14 protein-coding genes are annotated in these 16,279 nt (G+C 46.3%); 5 read left to right on the top strand and 9 right to left on the bottom strand.

Annotated features, from left to right (window positions below; all coding sequences use genetic code 11):
- Positions 1–56 precede the first annotated feature (56 nt).
- The 3 genes from NDK19_RS03495 to NDK19_RS03485 are packed head-to-tail and all read right to left on the bottom strand — an operon-like array spanning position 57 to position 3,814.
- The gene (locus NDK19_RS03495; protein WP_250630448.1) at positions 57–1,064 is read right to left on the bottom strand and encodes a glycosyltransferase family 2 protein; all 1,008 of its coding nucleotides are present in this window, start codon (positions 1,062–1,064) and stop codon (positions 57–59) included.
- Positions 1,065–1,071: 7 nt separating this feature from the next.
- Positions 1,072–1,944: a methyltransferase domain-containing protein gene (locus tag NDK19_RS03490; protein ID WP_250630447.1), complete on the bottom strand. Its 873-nt coding sequence runs from the start codon at positions 1,942–1,944 to the stop codon at positions 1,072–1,074.
- Positions 1,945–1,966: 22 nt separating this feature from the next.
- A complete protein-coding gene (locus NDK19_RS03485) occupies positions 1,967–3,814 on the bottom strand; it encodes a polysaccharide deacetylase family protein (RefSeq protein WP_250630446.1) in 1,848 nt (615 codons plus the stop codon).
- An 83-nt stretch (positions 3,815–3,897) separates the two neighbouring features.
- Here NDK19_RS03485 and NDK19_RS03480 point away from each other — a divergent pair, with 83 nt between their 5' ends.
- The gene (locus NDK19_RS03480; protein WP_250630445.1) at positions 3,898–4,788 is read left to right on the top strand and encodes a glycosyltransferase family protein; all 891 of its coding nucleotides are present in this window, start codon (positions 3,898–3,900) and stop codon (positions 4,786–4,788) included.
- Positions 4,788–5,159: a hypothetical protein gene (locus tag NDK19_RS03475; RefSeq protein WP_250630444.1), complete on the top strand. Its 372-nt coding sequence runs from the start codon at positions 4,788–4,790 to the stop codon at positions 5,157–5,159. The genes NDK19_RS03480 and NDK19_RS03475 overlap by 1 nt, the downstream gene beginning before the upstream one ends.
- 75 nt (positions 5,160–5,234) lie before the next feature.
- Here the strand turns inward: NDK19_RS03475 and NDK19_RS03470 are convergent, their stop codons facing one another.
- Positions 5,235–7,055, bottom strand: coding sequence for a glycoside hydrolase family 13 protein (locus NDK19_RS03470; RefSeq protein ID WP_250630443.1), 1,821 nt, complete (start codon positions 7,053–7,055; stop codon positions 5,235–5,237).
- A 111-nt stretch (positions 7,056–7,166) separates the two neighbouring features.
- Positions 7,167–8,366: a hypothetical protein gene (locus tag NDK19_RS03465; protein WP_250630442.1), complete on the bottom strand. Its 1,200-nt coding sequence runs from the start codon at positions 8,364–8,366 to the stop codon at positions 7,167–7,169.
- 150 nt (positions 8,367–8,516) lie between these two features.
- Here NDK19_RS03465 and NDK19_RS03460 point away from each other — a divergent pair, with 150 nt between their 5' ends.
- Complete coding sequence (locus NDK19_RS03460) at positions 8,517–10,004, top strand: bifunctional metallophosphatase/5'-nucleotidase (protein ID WP_250630441.1); 1,488 nt, start codon at positions 8,517–8,519, stop codon at positions 10,002–10,004.
- 15 nt (positions 10,005–10,019) lie between these two features.
- Here the strand turns inward: NDK19_RS03460 and tilS are convergent, their stop codons facing one another.
- From tilS to queG, 4 genes are all read right to left on the bottom strand, one after another.
- Positions 10,020–11,372 carry a tRNA lysidine(34) synthetase TilS gene (gene tilS, locus NDK19_RS03455; RefSeq protein ID WP_250630440.1) on the bottom strand — a complete coding sequence of 451 codons (1,353 nt, stop codon included), beginning with the start codon at positions 11,370–11,372 and terminating at the stop codon, positions 10,020–10,022.
- Complete coding sequence (locus NDK19_RS03450; RefSeq protein ID WP_250630439.1) at positions 11,372–11,932, bottom strand: rhomboid family intramembrane serine protease; 561 nt, start codon at positions 11,930–11,932, stop codon at positions 11,372–11,374. Before NDK19_RS03450 ends, tilS begins: the two co-directional genes overlap by 1 nt.
- A gap of 178 nt (positions 11,933–12,110) precedes the next feature.
- The gene (locus NDK19_RS03445) at positions 12,111–13,550 is read right to left on the bottom strand and encodes a BatD family protein (RefSeq protein ID WP_250630438.1); all 1,440 of its coding nucleotides are present in this window, start codon (positions 13,548–13,550) and stop codon (positions 12,111–12,113) included.
- Between the two features lie 30 nt (positions 13,551–13,580).
- A complete protein-coding gene (gene queG / locus NDK19_RS03440; protein ID WP_250630437.1) occupies positions 13,581–14,519 on the bottom strand; it encodes a tRNA epoxyqueuosine(34) reductase QueG in 939 nt (312 codons plus the stop codon).
- 87 nt (positions 14,520–14,606) lie between these two features.
- On the opposite strand from queG, the gene NDK19_RS03435 reads away from it, so the two are divergent.
- Both NDK19_RS03435 and NDK19_RS03430 read left to right on the top strand, forming a co-directional pair.
- Positions 14,607–15,161 (top strand): RNA polymerase sigma factor, encoded by a 555-nt coding sequence (locus NDK19_RS03435; protein WP_250630436.1) that lies wholly within the window; start codon positions 14,607–14,609, stop codon positions 15,159–15,161.
- Positions 15,158–16,276 carry a S1 family peptidase gene (locus tag NDK19_RS03430; RefSeq protein ID WP_250630435.1) on the top strand — a complete coding sequence of 373 codons (1,119 nt, stop codon included), beginning with the start codon at positions 15,158–15,160 and terminating at the stop codon, positions 16,274–16,276. Before NDK19_RS03435 ends, NDK19_RS03430 begins: the two co-directional genes overlap by 4 nt.
- Positions 16,277–16,279: the final 3 nt, after the last annotated feature.

Raw genomic sequence — 16,279 nt, 5'->3', positions numbered from 1 at the left:
AATTTACTGAATACGGCGTAAATCTTCGGTATTTTAACGCCTGATTTTCAGAAAGATTACAGCAGATGCTTAATTTTCAACCGCAGCCGCTGATTCAGGCTGAGCAGTTGTCGGGAAAGTGGTGCGCAGGCATATTTTTTCGTTATTCGCGGAGCGATGCCTTCCTGTGTCAAAATGGCCAGCCAGAATTTACCTAACAGTTGGCGCATGGCCTCTTTCAATGCGGGTTGCGAGGCATAATGTCGGGCAAAAGCTGTCCGGAATTTTAAAAGCCAGAGATTGGCTGCTTCTACAAATGCCTCATCAGGGCTGATGGCCTGATTGCCGATGGACAAATGCAGGTCAAACTCCTGTGGCGATGGTTGCAGCCCCAGCCCTTCCAATTCCCGAAGCACAATCCGACGGGTAAATTGACGTGCTCTTTCTTGCTTTGATGCGGTAATGCTTTCCGTATGGATGCGGTAATAGGTCAGAATTTGGGGAATCACTGCTCCCTTCGTTATTTTGACAAGCCGCGTCCAGAACTCATAATCTTCTTGGATAGGGTAGTTGGCCGCATCGTATTTCAATTGGGCATATTGGCGCCGCAGCATCACGCTGGTATGCAGGAAGCAGTTGTGAAAGTACATGCGCGCATGAACAAGTTCCGGAGTGAGTTGCATGACCCACTGTTCGCCTGTCAGTTGTCCCTCGGCGTCCATAATGGCTGTCCACGTGCCGCAAAACCCGATATCGGGGTTGGCATCCAAAAAGGCAGCCTGTATTTCCAATCGTTGCGGCAGCGAGAGGTCATCCGCATCCATGCGGGCGATGTACTCGCCCTTGCAAAGGTCTATGGCCTTATTCAGTGTAGCCGTCAGCCCCAAATTTTGCGGATTGTCAATCAACCTGATGCGATTGTCTTGTGCGGCATAATTTTGCAAAATAGCACGGCTGCTATCGGTTGAGGCATCGTTTATTAGCAGCAACTCAAAGTCGGTGAAGGTTTGCTGCAAAATGCTGTCAATGGCAGCCGATACGTATTTTTCGGCATTATATACAGGTAGTATAACGCTGATTTTCAATGTTTTTCTATTTTTTATGCACAATGGCGGCTATGTGTTTGGATTGGCTTTTGCCTATTTTTTTTGCAACACCTTTCAAAAATAACGCAAAAGATTTATCCGCAAGTGCTTTTTGTGCCCAGCCTGTATGTCGGAATGCTTTCAGTAGGCTTTCAAAGCGATACCAAAGGCGGTCATAAAGCGGTTCTATGCGGTCAATATGCCAAGGCACATTGCGCAGGGTAGGTTCAATTTTAGCATGAAGGCGCGGATGCAGATAGTCCGTAAAAACGGCATAGGAAACAGGCTTCATCACGCGGTAAATTTCTTTGACTACTTTTGCCTGTAAATCATCGGAAAGATGCCAACCGTGCAAACCATCGGAGGCAACTACTATGTCAAAAAAATCGCTCTTGAAAGGCAGTTCCGTTGCGCTGCCTACAACAAACTGATAAGGGTTGTTTTGGCCTGCAACAGCCTGCAAACAGTGTTGCCGTGCCTTTTTGATGGCAGTAATGGAAATATCCATGCCTATCAGTAAGTCGGCGTAGGGGTGCAGCCGTGCGGTAATGTGTCCCAAACTGCAACCAATGTCTAAAATAACTGCTTTGCGCCCCAGCAATTTGCTGAAATTGGCCACTTGTTCCACTACATAGTCGTGGCGAAGCAATTCGGCTGCGCGTTCGCTGTAGTCCCAGGGCTCTTCGGTGCTTTGGTAGAAGTTCTCAAAAAAAACAGTGGCATCCTCTTTTTCCATCAACTCTTTTTTGAGCATAACCGGTATGCCATCTATCAGCGGATAGCTCGTATTGTCTGCTGCAATAATTTGATTATTAGTTATTTGAGTAATTTCGCTTTGTGAGTCGGGAGCACAAAGAAAACTTGTAAAAGAATATGTCATAATTGTTCGGTGATGGTCATCATTAAATGTTGCGTTTCCATTTGTAGTATTTTCTGTACCACGAGGAAGTCTTTTTGTACATCTGTACCCACGTGTCTTGCGGGAAAATACTGGTTCGGAAAACTTCAAAGCGGTCGTCTTCTATGTGCATACCGCCCTTGTCGGTTGCAAGTGCCATTTCAAATCCCGCCTGCTGTGCCATTTGTTTAATTTTTGTATCATAAAAGCCGAAAGGATAAGCAAAAGTCTGTACGGGCTGACCTGATTCGTTTTCAAGGGCTTTTTTGCTGTTGATTATTTCTTCCATTGCCTCTGTATTGCTGAGTTGTGTCAGGTTGGGGTGGGTCATGGTGTGTGCACCAATTTCCCAATCGGCCTGTATGAAGGCTGCACGCTGCTGCTCATTCATCAGTTCGTCGCGGTGGTCGCCCTTGTCTGCATCCCAGTAATTGTAGCCGATGCGTGTATCCCCCAAAAGAAAAATGACACCTTTGTAGCCGAATTCGTTCATCAGAGGCAGCATGTTTTCGTAATTATCCTTGTATCCATCGTCAAAAGTCAGGATAATGGGGTGCTTGGGGGCGGTTTTACTCAATTTTTCGCCTTTGGCATAGGCCAGATACTCACGGAAAGTAATGGGTTGCAATCCTCTGAGTTTGATGAGTTGCAGGTGCTTTCGGAGCGTACTTTTGGTAACGAAAATCTTATGTCGGCTTTCAATAGGCTCATTCGGCACTTTGTGATACATCAGCACGGGGATAGGTTCAGGCCATAACCTGCGAGCAATGGCTTTTTCATAGACGCGATGAATGGCCTGATAAACTTTTTCTACATCGTAGAGATTGATTACATGGTCTCTGATTTTTTTGGAAGGCAAATAAGAGTCTTCTGCAAGGTATTTATCCAAATCTTGTCGGAATTGTTGCCAATCAAATCCCGGAAAATCTTTGGTGGGCAAAATATCGCCGTAGTTGGAGTCAATGGCTTCTTGCAGATTTTGTTCGGTAATCAGCCCGTGGTAGCAGGCTTCGCCAATGGCAAACAGTGGTTTTTGCAGCGCCAAAGCTCCCAAACCGACCCTGCCCGCACCAATGATGGTATGGGCGGCAAGCATTCGCTTAGGTACATCATTAATGAAGCCTGTGATTACGATGCGCTGATTGTATCGGCTGTTCAGTTCATCTATTGCATGGCGATAGGGCGTAGCGAGTTGTTCGTAGCCACCACCAATCAAAAACAGGCGTATATCGGGGTATTTGGCCAGCAATTCAGGGAAAACCACGGTGGCAATTTGTGCGGCAATTTCGCCTTTTCTGCCGTTAAGCCGCCCGATGAGCAATATATCGCGATAAACGGGATAGCTGTTTTCGGCATCTGCCCTAAGCTCGGGAATAAGGCCAAACTCTGCCCCGTTGGGTATGTCGTGTATTTTATTGGCCTGCATTCCCACTTCTCCAATCAAATGTTTGGTCAAATTGGGACAAACCGAAATGACTTGGTCGCCGTATATATCAAAAAATTTAACAGATGTATGCAGTTGCTGCCTGCCGTGAATGGTAGAAACAAGCGGTGTTTTCAGCCCAAGTGTGGCAAAATAGCTGACCCAACTAGATGCTCGCGAATGGGTATGCACCACATGAACATCGTTGGCTAAAATAAATTGCCGAATGAACCGAACGTTTTTAAACCTTTGGGCATATGACCTGTCAGATATAGGGAAAGGAATCAAGGAAGCCTGCGTTTCTAACGTGCCGTCATCGGTAATGATAGATACGCGATGGCCTTCTTGTATCTGCCTTTGTACTAAACTGAGGACGTAATTGGTAGAACCTGATAAAAAGTTCGTACACATTACATGCAAAATGTTCATGTGTGTTTATAGGTTGCTTTTTACAAAATTAGTTTGTCCCGATTGAATAGTCTTATTTTGCAATTTGTTTATCGTTTGTTTAAATGAGTATCTCGCCTTTTCGCCCCAAAATCAGCGGCTTTACAATTGTTCGCAATGCCATTAAGTATGATTACCCGGTTGTCGAATCTATTACTTCTATTTTGCCTGTATGCGATGAGGTGGTTGTTGCTGTCGGTAAGTCGGAAGATGATACGCTGGACTTAATCCGAAGTATCCCGTCGGACAAAATCAGGATTATAGAAACTGTTTGGGATGAGTCGCTGCGCACCGGAGGCAGAGTGCTGGCCGCCGAGACAAACAAGGCCTTTGATGCGGTTTCGCCCGATGCCGACTGGGCGTTTTACATTCAGGCCGATGAAGTAGTGCATGAAAAATACCATCGTACTATTTTAGATGCCGCCTCCATGTATGCAAATGACCGCAACGTTGAAGGGCTGCTGTTTCACTACACGCATTTCTACGGCACATACCGGTTTGTAGCCGATTCGCGCAACTGGTATCGCCACGAAATACGCATTATTCGCAACCTGAAAGATATACGCTCCTATCGAGACGCGCAAGGCTTCCGCCGCAATAATCGGAAATTGCAAGTAAAACCGATAGACGCGCATATTTATCATTACGGATGGGTAAAAAATCCTTACCAACAACAACTTAAAATGCAAGATTTGCACGCTTATTGGAGTGATATGGATATGCCGCGCCATGTGTTGGAAGCCAATGAGTTATATGACTACGGCAGCATAGATTCGGTTGCACTTTTTCAGGGAACGCATCCTTCGGTCATGCAAAACCGTATTAATAATGCCGACTGGGAGGTAAATTTAGACCCGGGGGTAAAAAACCTGAGCCTGAAAAACCGCATCCTTGCCAAGGTGGAACAACTTACAGGCAAGCGGCTGTTTGAATATAAAAACTATCAATTAATCTGATGAGCTATCTGAGGCAAACCCTTGCAATTGTTACATTCTTTCTGAGTATTTCTGTGGCTACTGCACAACAAAAGCAAGCCGGCGGAGCAGAAGCGAATGCAGGTAAAGAAAAAACCATCGTTTTCAACTTGCGCCAAGACAGCGACCAGCAAATGACCTGTTTCCTTAGTCAGGACATAGCCTATACTTTTGAAATCGCCCTGCCCGAAGAAAGCAAAGCTCAACGCATCGTATTGAAATTGTACGACGGAGATATGAATGAAATCGCTTCTTCTTCTACGGTGCTGAAAAACAATGCCCGACCATCATTAAAATATGCTTCCAAAAAATCGGGATTGTACCTGCTAAAGGCTTTTCCGTTTGCCAAATAAGCAGCATCAATCGCTGCTTGTGCGTATTTTGCAATATTGGCCATGCCGTGTAAAAAAGGCATGGCCAATGTGTTTTTATTTCAACTCAATAACCACGGCACTGTGGGCAGGCAGTTCCAGTTTTGATAGGTCGTTAATGATTTTGCCGCCAATTACCTCTTTGCCTTGTTTAAAGCGCCCCAATATTTCGGTGAAAGGTTTGGTATCCAACAACTTAGGTTCATCGCCGTTGTGCAGAACCACCATCACCGCCTCTTTTTCGTTGTGACGGAAGTAAACGTAGCAGTTATCGGAAGGGATGAAGTGCGTCAGTTTGCCTGTGTGGATAACGCTCTTATTTTTCCGCCAGTTGCCCAATGCGGCCAGATAGTTCCAAAGTTCATTCTGTGCGGCGGTGCGACCTTTTGGGGTGAAGGCGTCCGTTGCATCACCCGGCCAGCCCCCGGGGAAGTCCTTGCGAACGTCGGGATGAAAGCCGCCGTCGCCGGGCATCATGAGTTCCGTACCATAGTAAATTTGAGGAACGCCCCGTGTGGTCAGCAAAAATGTTATCCCCATTTTGATCTTGTTCAGGTCTTGCCCGACGGCCGTGGCAAAACGGGTAACATCATGGTTGTCAAGGAAAATGACATTTTCGTTGGGGTTTTCGTACAGAAAATCTTCTGCCAGCACATGGTAGAGCCGCGAAAGACCGCTGCCCCAGCCTGTCGGTTCGTTCAAGGCCGGTGCAATGGCCTCAAACAGGGGAAAATCGGTGATAGAGGGCAGTGGGGAGCGATACCCGTCGCGATTTTGAGTGCCTTTGACCCAATAGGACTCCATCGCTGCCGAGTGTATCCACACTTCGCCGACAATATTGAACTGCGGATATTCTGTCAGCACAGCAGCCGACCACTGTGCCATGAAGTCGGGGTTCGGATAGGGGTAGGTGTCCATGCGGATGCCGTCTATGCCAAACTCCTCAATCCACCATAAAGTATTCTGAATCAGGTACTTGGCAAGTTTTGGGTTGCGCTGGTTCAGGTCGGGCATGGTGGTATCAAACCAACCGGTGTTCATCAGGTTGCGGTCGTATTCGGAGGCGTGCGGGTCGGAGATAGTAGCCAGCCGATAGTTAGAGCGCGTAAACTCGCCAAACTGATTAATCCAATCGGGGTAGGGCAGGTCGTCCATCCACCAATGATACAGGCCGCAGTGGTTCATCACCATGTCTTTGATTATTTTCATACCGCGCTTGTGGCTTGCCTCAATCAGTTCACGGTATTTTTCGTTGCCGCCAAAACGTTTGTCCACCTGATAAAAATCGGTAATGGCATAGCCGTGGTAGGAAGAAGTCGGCATGTCATTTTCCAGCACGGGATTCAGCCACAGGGCTGTTACGCCCAGCGAGCGGATGTAGTCAAGTTTTTGCAAGATGCCGTCAATATCACCGCCGTGTCTGCCGAAAGGAGCGGTTCGGTCGGCTTTTTCGCGCATACCCTCTATGTTGTCCATGGCGGGGTTGCCATTGGCAAAGCGGTCGGGCATAATCAGGTAAATTAAGTCCTGCGGGCCGAATCCTTGAATGCGGCTGGCTGCCTGTTGCTTGGCTTTCAGTGCATAGCTGACAGTGGCCGAAGTGCCATTGCTGCCTGTAAATGTGAAACTAAGATTGCCGGGGCGGGCATTGGGTTGAATATCTAATTGCAGGAAGACGTAATTGCTGTTTTGCGGCCGCACGGTTTCAATCAGGCCTACACCTTCGTAGGGCTTCATAGCAACTTGTGTTTCGCCGATGTTTTTGCCGTGAACCAAAATTTCCAGAGACCGGTTTTTCATGCCTACCCACCAGTTGGGCGGTTCTATGCGGTCAATGGCAGGTTGTCCGTAAATCAGTGAAGCAAGTGAAAATTGCATGAGCAAAAGGCATAGTGAGAAAGTTAAACTTTTGAGTTTCATAGTGGTATTGGTACAATAAATCCCCAAGGAATGTTAATTCCTCGGGGATTGGTGCGTGATTATATGGGTTTAAAATTTACGTCCGATAAGCTCGTAAAACTCTTTGACTTCATCTTTGGAAAAATCCCAGCCGTATTTGGGCAGGTATTTTTCTTTGACAATCATAATGGCATCATGGTAGTCTTTACAACTGTCAATTGTGGTAATGGCCTCGTTGAAATCGGCCGTACTGCCGCCAAAGAGTTCGTTAATGAATTTGTAGCGGTGGTTCAGCGGTATAAAATCGTTGAGACTCTGTATTTTGGCATTTTTATACATGTCTGAAACCGAAGGGGCTTTTGTCTGCTGCTGTGCCAGCAATTCGTTCAGCGATGGTTTTTTCTGCTCGGGCTCGCTTGTAAACTTGCTGTTGAGAGGTGTAAACTTGGGTTCTTCCTTGGGCGGCTGAAAAGGTTGAGAGCTTGGTTTTGCCGTTTGTTTGAAGAAAGACTGAACAATGGTTTTGTCTTCGGTATGCAGCGGACTGTGTGGCGGCTCGTCGTTTTCAACGCCAAAACTCATTTTTGAAATTTCAAAAGACATGCTGTTGATGCTGTCATTGCTGAAATCCAGCGGGTCTTCCGGTGTTTCGGGAGAGGCAATCTGTGCCAGTTGGTTTTTATCGAGTAGCAGGGTATTGCTCAGCGAGGCAATGATTTCGTCTTCATTGTCCAGCAGTGCCTTTTGTTGGGCAATTTGTTGCACCAACTCCTGCGCAAAAGGGATGCTCAACGGGCTGACGGTTGCACTCATGCGGCGTACTAACTCATCAGCCATGCGGCGGTGGACTTTAAAATATTTCAGCAATGGTTTGATGTCCGTTTCTGCGGAAACAGCCTGACTTTTTTCGGCAAACAAATCGCTGAAATAGCTGCCGGGAGTAAGCGTAAGCACTAATGTTTCCTTCACGGCATCTGCCAGCAAGGGTTCAAAGTGTTTCCTACCAATGCTGATGTGCTTAGAAACAACATTCATGAAGGCAGCAAGGGCTTTTTGCACATCGGCCGATGTGTAATCAAAAAAAGGACTGCGCAAATTGGCTGTTTCTTTTTGCCATTGCAGAAATATATTTTTGACTGCCAGCAGGCTGACCTGTTTTTCTATGGGCAGTGCTACAATTTCCTGCCCGCTGATTCGGTCTTTTTGAGCGAAAAAATTATTACAAACGATATTGGCAAATCGGCGGGCGTATTTTTCTGTTTCCGGAATATTCAATTGGCGTTGTAACATATAATCAGCGTTGGCTAATAATAACAGCAGAAAGATGCGTAAACAGATTGCAAGGTAGCATATTTCTTTCTGAATTAAGATTGGCGGCCAATCCTTTATAAGCGTTTTTTTAGCTTTGCTGAATTATTTCATCTCTAATGTGTCGTTACTATGAAAAAAAGCCCCTTTGTACCGCTGTTGCTGCTGCTTGTCGTTTTGTTATCGGGCAGTTGCCGGACGTACTATACAGCGCAGTTTTTTGCTATCAATGATACCTATGAAATCGCACCGCTGGCCAATGGTACGATAGGAGGCATGGCGCGTGTAGCTACGGCCTATCAGCAGGAAAAGGCCAAGCAACCGCAAACTTTTTTTGTTCATGCCGGCGATTTTGTCAGCCCATCGGTTATCGGAACGCTGCGCAACGAGGGCAGACGCATTGCAGGCCAACAGATGATAGAAGCCATGAATGCGGCAGGCGTGCAATATGCTACTTTTGGCAATCATGAGTTTGATATTGATGAGGCCGATTTGCTGTCGCGCATAGAAGAGTCTGATTTCCAATGGATTATTGCAAATTTAAAACATAAAAAAGAGGGTAAAACGGCTCCGTTCGTACAGCGGGGCAAACCTATGCCTGCTTCGGTAATTTTACAGACCGACAAGCTGAAAATAGGTATGCTGGCCGTTGCCATTCCGGTAGATAAAGCCTATGCGGATTTTGAGGACTTTTATGCTGCTGCCGAGAGAGAGTATCAACTGCTTGCGCCACAATGCGATGCGGTAGTAGCACTCACACACTTGGAGTTGGCGCAGGATATGGAGTTGGCACGTCGCCTGCCCGGGCTGTCGCTCATCATGGGTGGCCACGACCATGAAAATATGTACTACAAAGTCGGTAAAACGGTGATTGCCAAAGCTGATGCCAATGCCAAAACGGCATATCTGCATCGCTTACGGGTAGCACCGCAAGCCAAAAAGTGGAAGGTTAATTCCCGATTGGTTGCCATTACGCCTGCACTGGCCGATGAGCCTAAAACAGCCGCAGCCGTGCAAAAATGGCAACAGATTGCAGAAAAAAGTTTCAGCGATATGGGATTTAATGCCTCCGAAGTGGTTACTGTTACCCGCGAGCCATGGGACGGTTTGGAAAAAAGCGTGCGTAACGCACCAACCAATCTCAGCAAATTGATTGTGGAGGCCGTAAAAGCCGCCATCCCCGAGGCAGATGCAGCTATCATCAATACGGGTTCCATCCGCGTAGATGACAAATTAGAAGGTAACATTACGCAATATGACATTGTGCGCATTCTGCCTTTTGGCGGCGGGCTTTCCAAAATGAAAATTACGGGTGAGCTATTGATAGATGTGCTGGAAGGCGGGCTTAAAAATAAAGGTTTGGGTGGCTATTTGGTACACGCAGGTATCACGCAAAATACTAACGGCGAATGGCTCATCGGCGACAAACCGATTGATAAAACAAAAACCTACACACTGGCAAGTACCGATTTTTTGGTGAGTGGTAAAGAATTTAATCTGGGATTTTTTAATGCCAATAATCCCCAAATAACTGATTTGCAGATTTTTACCGATAAGTCCGATATCCGCTCCGACATTCGGAAAGTATTTATTCGGTACTTGCAGCAGCGGAAAAATTAGGCAGGTACGTACAGGCTAACGAATCGCTATTTCCGCAACGGCAGCCGTATCGTCAGATATGCGGGCAATTTCGGAAAGACGATAACCAATCAGCCACAAAATCTGCCCCTGTGCATTACACAGCACGCGGGCAGATTTTTTTTCATGCAGTGCAATCTTCAAATCGGTCAGTATATCGCTGATTTTTTTGCTCCCGCGCATGCCCAGCGGTTGCATTTTATCGCCTGCCTGCCAATAGCGGATGGTTAGTGGAAACACCAAAGCGGCAGCATCAACCCACACGACAGCAGGATTGCCGCTATGAAGGGCTACATCTTTCGGCTGCTTTAAATGCACGGATATAACTTTTTGATTATCAAATCTATAAGTGCCAAAATTTGGAATGGATACAGAGGAATCGGAGGTCTTGTCGCTACTTAAAGGGCTTATCACAATTTGCCCGCGATTAATGGCTGCCCGATGGGTATTAGACAGAAACTGCGTGCCGCTTTGGCTGTGCAGGTGCTTGGTGATAAGCACTGCCGTTTCATAGTTAAATCCCCATTTTTTAAGACATTCATAAAGGAACAAACGAGGTGAGGGGAGTTGCTCCAACGCCTTGATATTCAGGTAAAAAATGCCGTCGGATTCATGCACAACCTGTTTTTCGGCATCGGCAATTGCTAATTGAAGCCACCAAGCGGCATCGCTCAATCGTTGGTGCGTATCTGCAAAGCCCTGAACAACTGAGGGATTGATTTTTTCCAGTAGGGGTACAATCTGATGACGGATGAAATTGCGGGTGTAGTAATCGCTTGTATTGGAACTGTCCTCGCGCCATTGCAGATGGTTGGCATGTGCATATTGTACAATTTCCTCTCTGCTGAATGCCAACATTGGCCGTACTACTGCCCCCTGTCGGAGCGGAATACCGCGAATGCCTTTAATGCCGCAGCCTTTGGCAAGTTGATACAGGCTTGTTTCCAAGGCATCGCCGAGGTGATGCGCCGTCAAAATATGTGTAAAGCCGTATTGCTTTTGCAGTGCTTCAAACCACTCATAGCGCAGTTTTCTTGCGGTTTCCTGAATGCCTTGTTTGTTGTTCTTTGCTTCTTGCTGTGTGTCAAATCGTTGAACAAATAGTTTAACATTCAGATTTTCAGCTAATTGCCTGACGAACTGTTCGTCTCCGTCCGATTCGCTGCCCCGCAATTGATAATTGACATGTGCCAAAGTTACTGTATAACCCAACCGACAGAGTGCCGCACTCATCACCACAGAATCAACGCCGCCGCTTATGGCAAGCAGCAATGGGTCATCTGTGGTAAACAGTTGATTATCAGTAATAAAATCTGATAACTTTTGCTCAAAGACGGCCTTAAATTGCATCAATACGTAGGACGGCGGCGGAAGTTAAACCCGAAAACAGCACCACATATGCCGCCAATGATATGGGCAAATTCCGAAATATTGTTATTTTGAAACATGCTGATAAACTCTTTTCCAAGAAACAGCACAACCACCAGCACAAACGTCAGCGGTATGCGCCCGCGTTGCAGATTCACGATAGAACTTAGCAGAATCATCATAAATACAATGCCGCTTGCGCCCAACAAACCGGACGAGAAAAAGAAAATATTCAGTACGCCGGTTACGAATGCCGTAATGAACATCATCATCAACAAACCCGAGGAGCCGTATTTTTCTTCCAGAATAGGCCCCAGCAGCAAAATAAAAGTCAGATTATTGAGCAGATGCCCCCAATCCCCATGGCCAAGAACATGCGAAAACAGCCGAAAAAAATCCAGCGGATTGGTAACATCCATTGTCCCCGAAACGCTGAACAGTGGCATCAGGTTAATTCCCATACCTTGCAGCGCCACCAAAAAGGTGCAGATAAATGCAAAGGTCAGCACAACAGGCGCGTTGTATTGTATTTTCATGAGCATGATTGTTTGCAATAAGTAGTAATTGAGCGGTTTATGGCGAACTTCTATCAGCAACGTGCAACGGCGACGTGCAACAGCAACGTGCAACGGCAGTGTGCAACGGCAGCGTGCAACGGCAGCGTGCAACGGTAAAATCCGAGTGCTTATGTAATACATCTACATTTGTTCATCATTTTAATTATTTGCGTTTCAAAGCGGTTGTCAGCACAAGCACAAGGCTTACAATGGCCGAGGTGGCAAGTACAAAACTTATAACCGATATCCAGATATCGGTGCTTTCCAAAGAACTGAGGCTGTTGTCTAATTTATAGATGTTGTCGTAGTAAGCCCCGCTGCCTGTATTGCTGATGCTGTTGTCTGTGCGGCTTTCCCCCTCCACACGGATGCTGATTTGCGGCTTTAGCGTATCATAAGCCTGTTTTTCGGTATTGAAAAAAATCCATTGGAAGTAGTCCGACATGTTGTATGCCCCCGGCTCATTGGGTATAATCATGTACGTAAACTTTTTGCTGCCCGTAACGCGGCTGTTCTCACGGTTAATTTGCTGCTGAACATTGGGCGGATACACTTCAAGAGCAGGTGTGCGGCGTGTATCGGGTTCGCGGAGGAAGGCAAAATTGCCCTGTCCGCTGATTTGAAAGTCATAATTGACACTTTGGCCTGTTTGCAGCGTCGTTTGGCCGATTTTTTCTTCCAACTTAAATTGACCTACGGCTACTTTCTCTCTTAGCGGATGAGGCGGCAGAGGCTTAACCTTGATTTTAACAGGCTTTGAACTGTAATTTCTGGCCTCTTCGCGCCCGTAATTGCCCGGACGAAGTTTGATGAGCGGCAGCGAAATTTGCGGTAGTTCTACCTCACCTGCCTGATTGAGGTAATAGTTGGACTGATAGATTTTATATTGCTGGTAATCTTTGCCTCTAATTTTAACAACTGTCGGAATAATTTGACCACCAACGTTAAAGTTTTCTTCCCAACAATTTTCAGGCTTCAATTTTTTGACAACTGCCGATAGTTGCTGAAAAAGGTTATCGGGAAATTTCAGTAAGTAAGGGCTGCTTTGCAAGGCATAAAAAGCAATGATAACATTTACGCCTTCGCCTGCATATATCTCCTTGCGGTCGGCAGCCACAGCCAGAAATACATCTTCGCGTACTACTTCAATTTCAGGTTCCAAATCGGGAGCCGACCAGAAGTCATAGGCTGAAGAGCCTGATGCAGAAGCCGTTACGGTAATGGTTGCGCCCTGAAAACTCACTTGTTTGCCATTAACGGTCAGCGTGAACGGTGCTATGGTGTAGGTGCCTTCTTTGGCGGGGCGGTAGTTTTGTACCAACTGCGAAATTTGGGTCAAGCGCCCGCTGATGAGCGCCTGCCTCTCTCCCGACGAAATATCGGACTTGGTAAATCCTTTAATGGTCGGAAAACTGCTGTAATCATTCACTTTCCCGTTGATAACCGAAATCTTGATTTGCAGCGATTCATTCATCGCAATTTCGGTTTTGGGAATTTCTATCTGAATTTCCTGCGCAAATACCGCAAAGCCCGACAGCCAGCCAAGCAGCAATCCCAATGTATGTAGTTTGTACTTGTTGATTTTGATGAGGTTCGGAAGCATGTAAAAGCCCGTAATGTTTAAACAAAAGTACTATTTTTGTTCAGTAACAAAGGCCACGTTGCGCTGAAGTCCTGTCAGTTTGGTGCGTTTAACGGCAGATTTTTTGAACAACTCATTGAAAAGTTCTTCGGTAAGTTCCTGCCAATCAGAGGTTTTCATGTGTTCCAGATGTGGGTGCGGCTCAAATGCAGGTTCGCGGTGCGGGGCAGCAAATCGGTTCCACGGGCACACATCTTGGCACACATCGCAACCAAAAATCCAATTGTCCATTTTGCCGGCAAACTCATCGGGTATTTTGTCTTTCAGTTCAATGGTCAGGTAAGAGATACATTTACTTCCGTCCACTACGTAAGGTTCAACAATTGCATCGGTCGGGCAGGCATCTATGCAGCGCGTGCAGGTGCCGCAATAGTCTTTGGTGGGTGCATCAGGCTCTAAATCAAGGTCAATAATCAGTTCGGCGATAAAGAAAAAACTGCCCAGTTTTCTGTTGATGATATTGGTGTGCTTACCAAGCCATCCTGCGCCGCTGCGGGCTGCCCAAGCCTTGTCCATCACAGGGGCAGAATCTACAAAAACGCGCCCGTCAATATCGCCGATTTCCTGACGCAAAGCCTCTAATAACGACTTTAACTTGTCTTTAATAACAAAGTGATAATCAGTGCCGTAGGCGTATTTAGATATTTTCAGTTCATCGTCTTGGTGCAGTATTTTTTTGACGGGATAATAGTTGTAGAGCAACGATACTACCGACTTTGCCCCGGGCACCAGCAGGCGAGGGTCTAAACGTTTGTCAAAATGATTTTCCATGTAACTCATCTGCCCGTGCATGTGCCGATTGAGCCATTTTTCTAACCGCGGCGCCTCTTCCTCCAAAAAAGTTGCAGCCGATATACCGCAAAAATCAAAGCCCAATTCTGCTGCCTTTTGTTTGATTATATTTGTATGTCGGATGCGTTGAAGATTCATCTTGACAGGTTTCAGACAAAATTATTACAAAATTTTTTTCCTTTGGGGGTTACTTATCCCTATCTAAACGTATTAATGAAAGTAGCGATGAAAAAAACTGCCTTGTTTAACGAAGAGAGCTTTGTCAAAGCGCTTCGCGAAAATAACGAGGCGGTTATGAGCAGGATATACAAACTTTATTTTCCGATGGTGTTGCACCTTGTGCTGGTCAATAGCGGAACGGAAGATGAAGCCAAAGATATTTATCAGGAAGCATTTATCGTGCTTTACGAAAGTTTGCAACGGCCTGATTTTCAGTTGCGATGCAGTATTAAAACTTTTCTGTATTCGGTCAGCCGCAACCATTGGCTGAAACGATTGCAGGCGAAGAAAATCAAAACTGACCTGAAAGACGTGGAGGAATTTATTCCTTTCGTAGAGGACAGCGTCAGCATTGAAAACGAAGCGCGCTTGGTAACGATAGAGGCAGCCATGCAGCGATTGGGTGAACCGTGTCGTACTATTTTGGAGGATTACTACCTCAACGAAATGAGCATGGCAGATATTGCCGAAAAAATGGGCTATACGAATGCCGACAATGCTAAAACACAGAAATACAAGTGTTTTAATCGGTTGAAGAGATTAATAGAAGAACTGAAATGAATACCGAAGAGCAACTCCGACTGTGGGATAAAATAGAACGCTATGTTGAAGGCGACATGGAGACAGGGGAGTACCTTGCCTTTGAGAAAGAAATTGCTTCCAATCCTGAGTTAGCACAGCAAATTGCTGACTATCAGGCATTGCGCACACCTTTGGACTTGCTCAAAGAACGTCGGCAACTCCGCGCTAAACTTGACCGATTCCATGCCGAAATAGACCCTGTTGAACAGCAGGCGGCACTGAAAGTGTACAAAAATAAGGACACTTGGCGCACTTATACTTCCAAATATTTGCCGACAATTGCCGTAGCCGCAAGTGTTGCGCTGATTACGGTACTGAGTACACTTTTCACGCTTGGCTACCTGAAAAGCATGGAGCGCAGCCAGCAAAGCAATCTCAAACTGTTGCGCCGAGAGTTAGACCAAATCAAACGCGATATAAAGAGTACCAAAGACACGCTGAATCGGGCTATCCCGCGGGCTACGGCAGCTCCGCAGCGCTTTGAAGGTACTTGCTTTGCCATTTCGGAGAAAGGGCACTTAATTACCAGCTATCACTTGGTGGCAAAAGCCGATTCTGTTTTCATAGAATCTACTACCCAGCCCGGATTGCGCTACAAAGTAGAATTAGCCTTTGGCGATGAACGAACTGACCTTGCCGTATTAAAAGTAGCAGACAGTACCTTCCATGAATTTGGCAGAATTCCTTACACACTGAAAAAAGGAACCGTAGATTTGGGCGAAGAAATTTTTACGCTGGCATATCCGAAAAATGATATTGTGTACGGAGAAGGCAGCATAAGCGCCCGCACGGGTTTTGAGGGCGACTCTGTTGCCTATCAAATCTCTATTCCGGTGAACCCGGGCAACAGCGGAGGCCCCGTGTTTGATACCAATGGCAACCTTATCGGCGTGGTTTCGGGCAAACTCTCAGGTGCCGAAGGTGTGGCTTTCGCACTTAAATCATCAGCCATCTGGCGCACTTTGAAAGACAGTGTACCAAACGAACTGGATGAAATGTTTGACCTGCCCAAGCAAAGCAAACTTGCAGGCCAAAAGCGGACGGCTCAACTGAAAAAAATACAGGATTACGTTTTCCAAGTAAAAGTCTATTAAAAC

The sequence above is a fragment of the Rhodoflexus caldus genome, from assembly GCF_021206925.1.
GTDB classification, from domain to species: Bacteria; Bacteroidota; Bacteroidia; order Cytophagales; family Thermoflexibacteraceae; genus Rhodoflexus; species Rhodoflexus caldus.
This window is presented reverse-complemented; position numbering and strand designations above follow the sequence as displayed.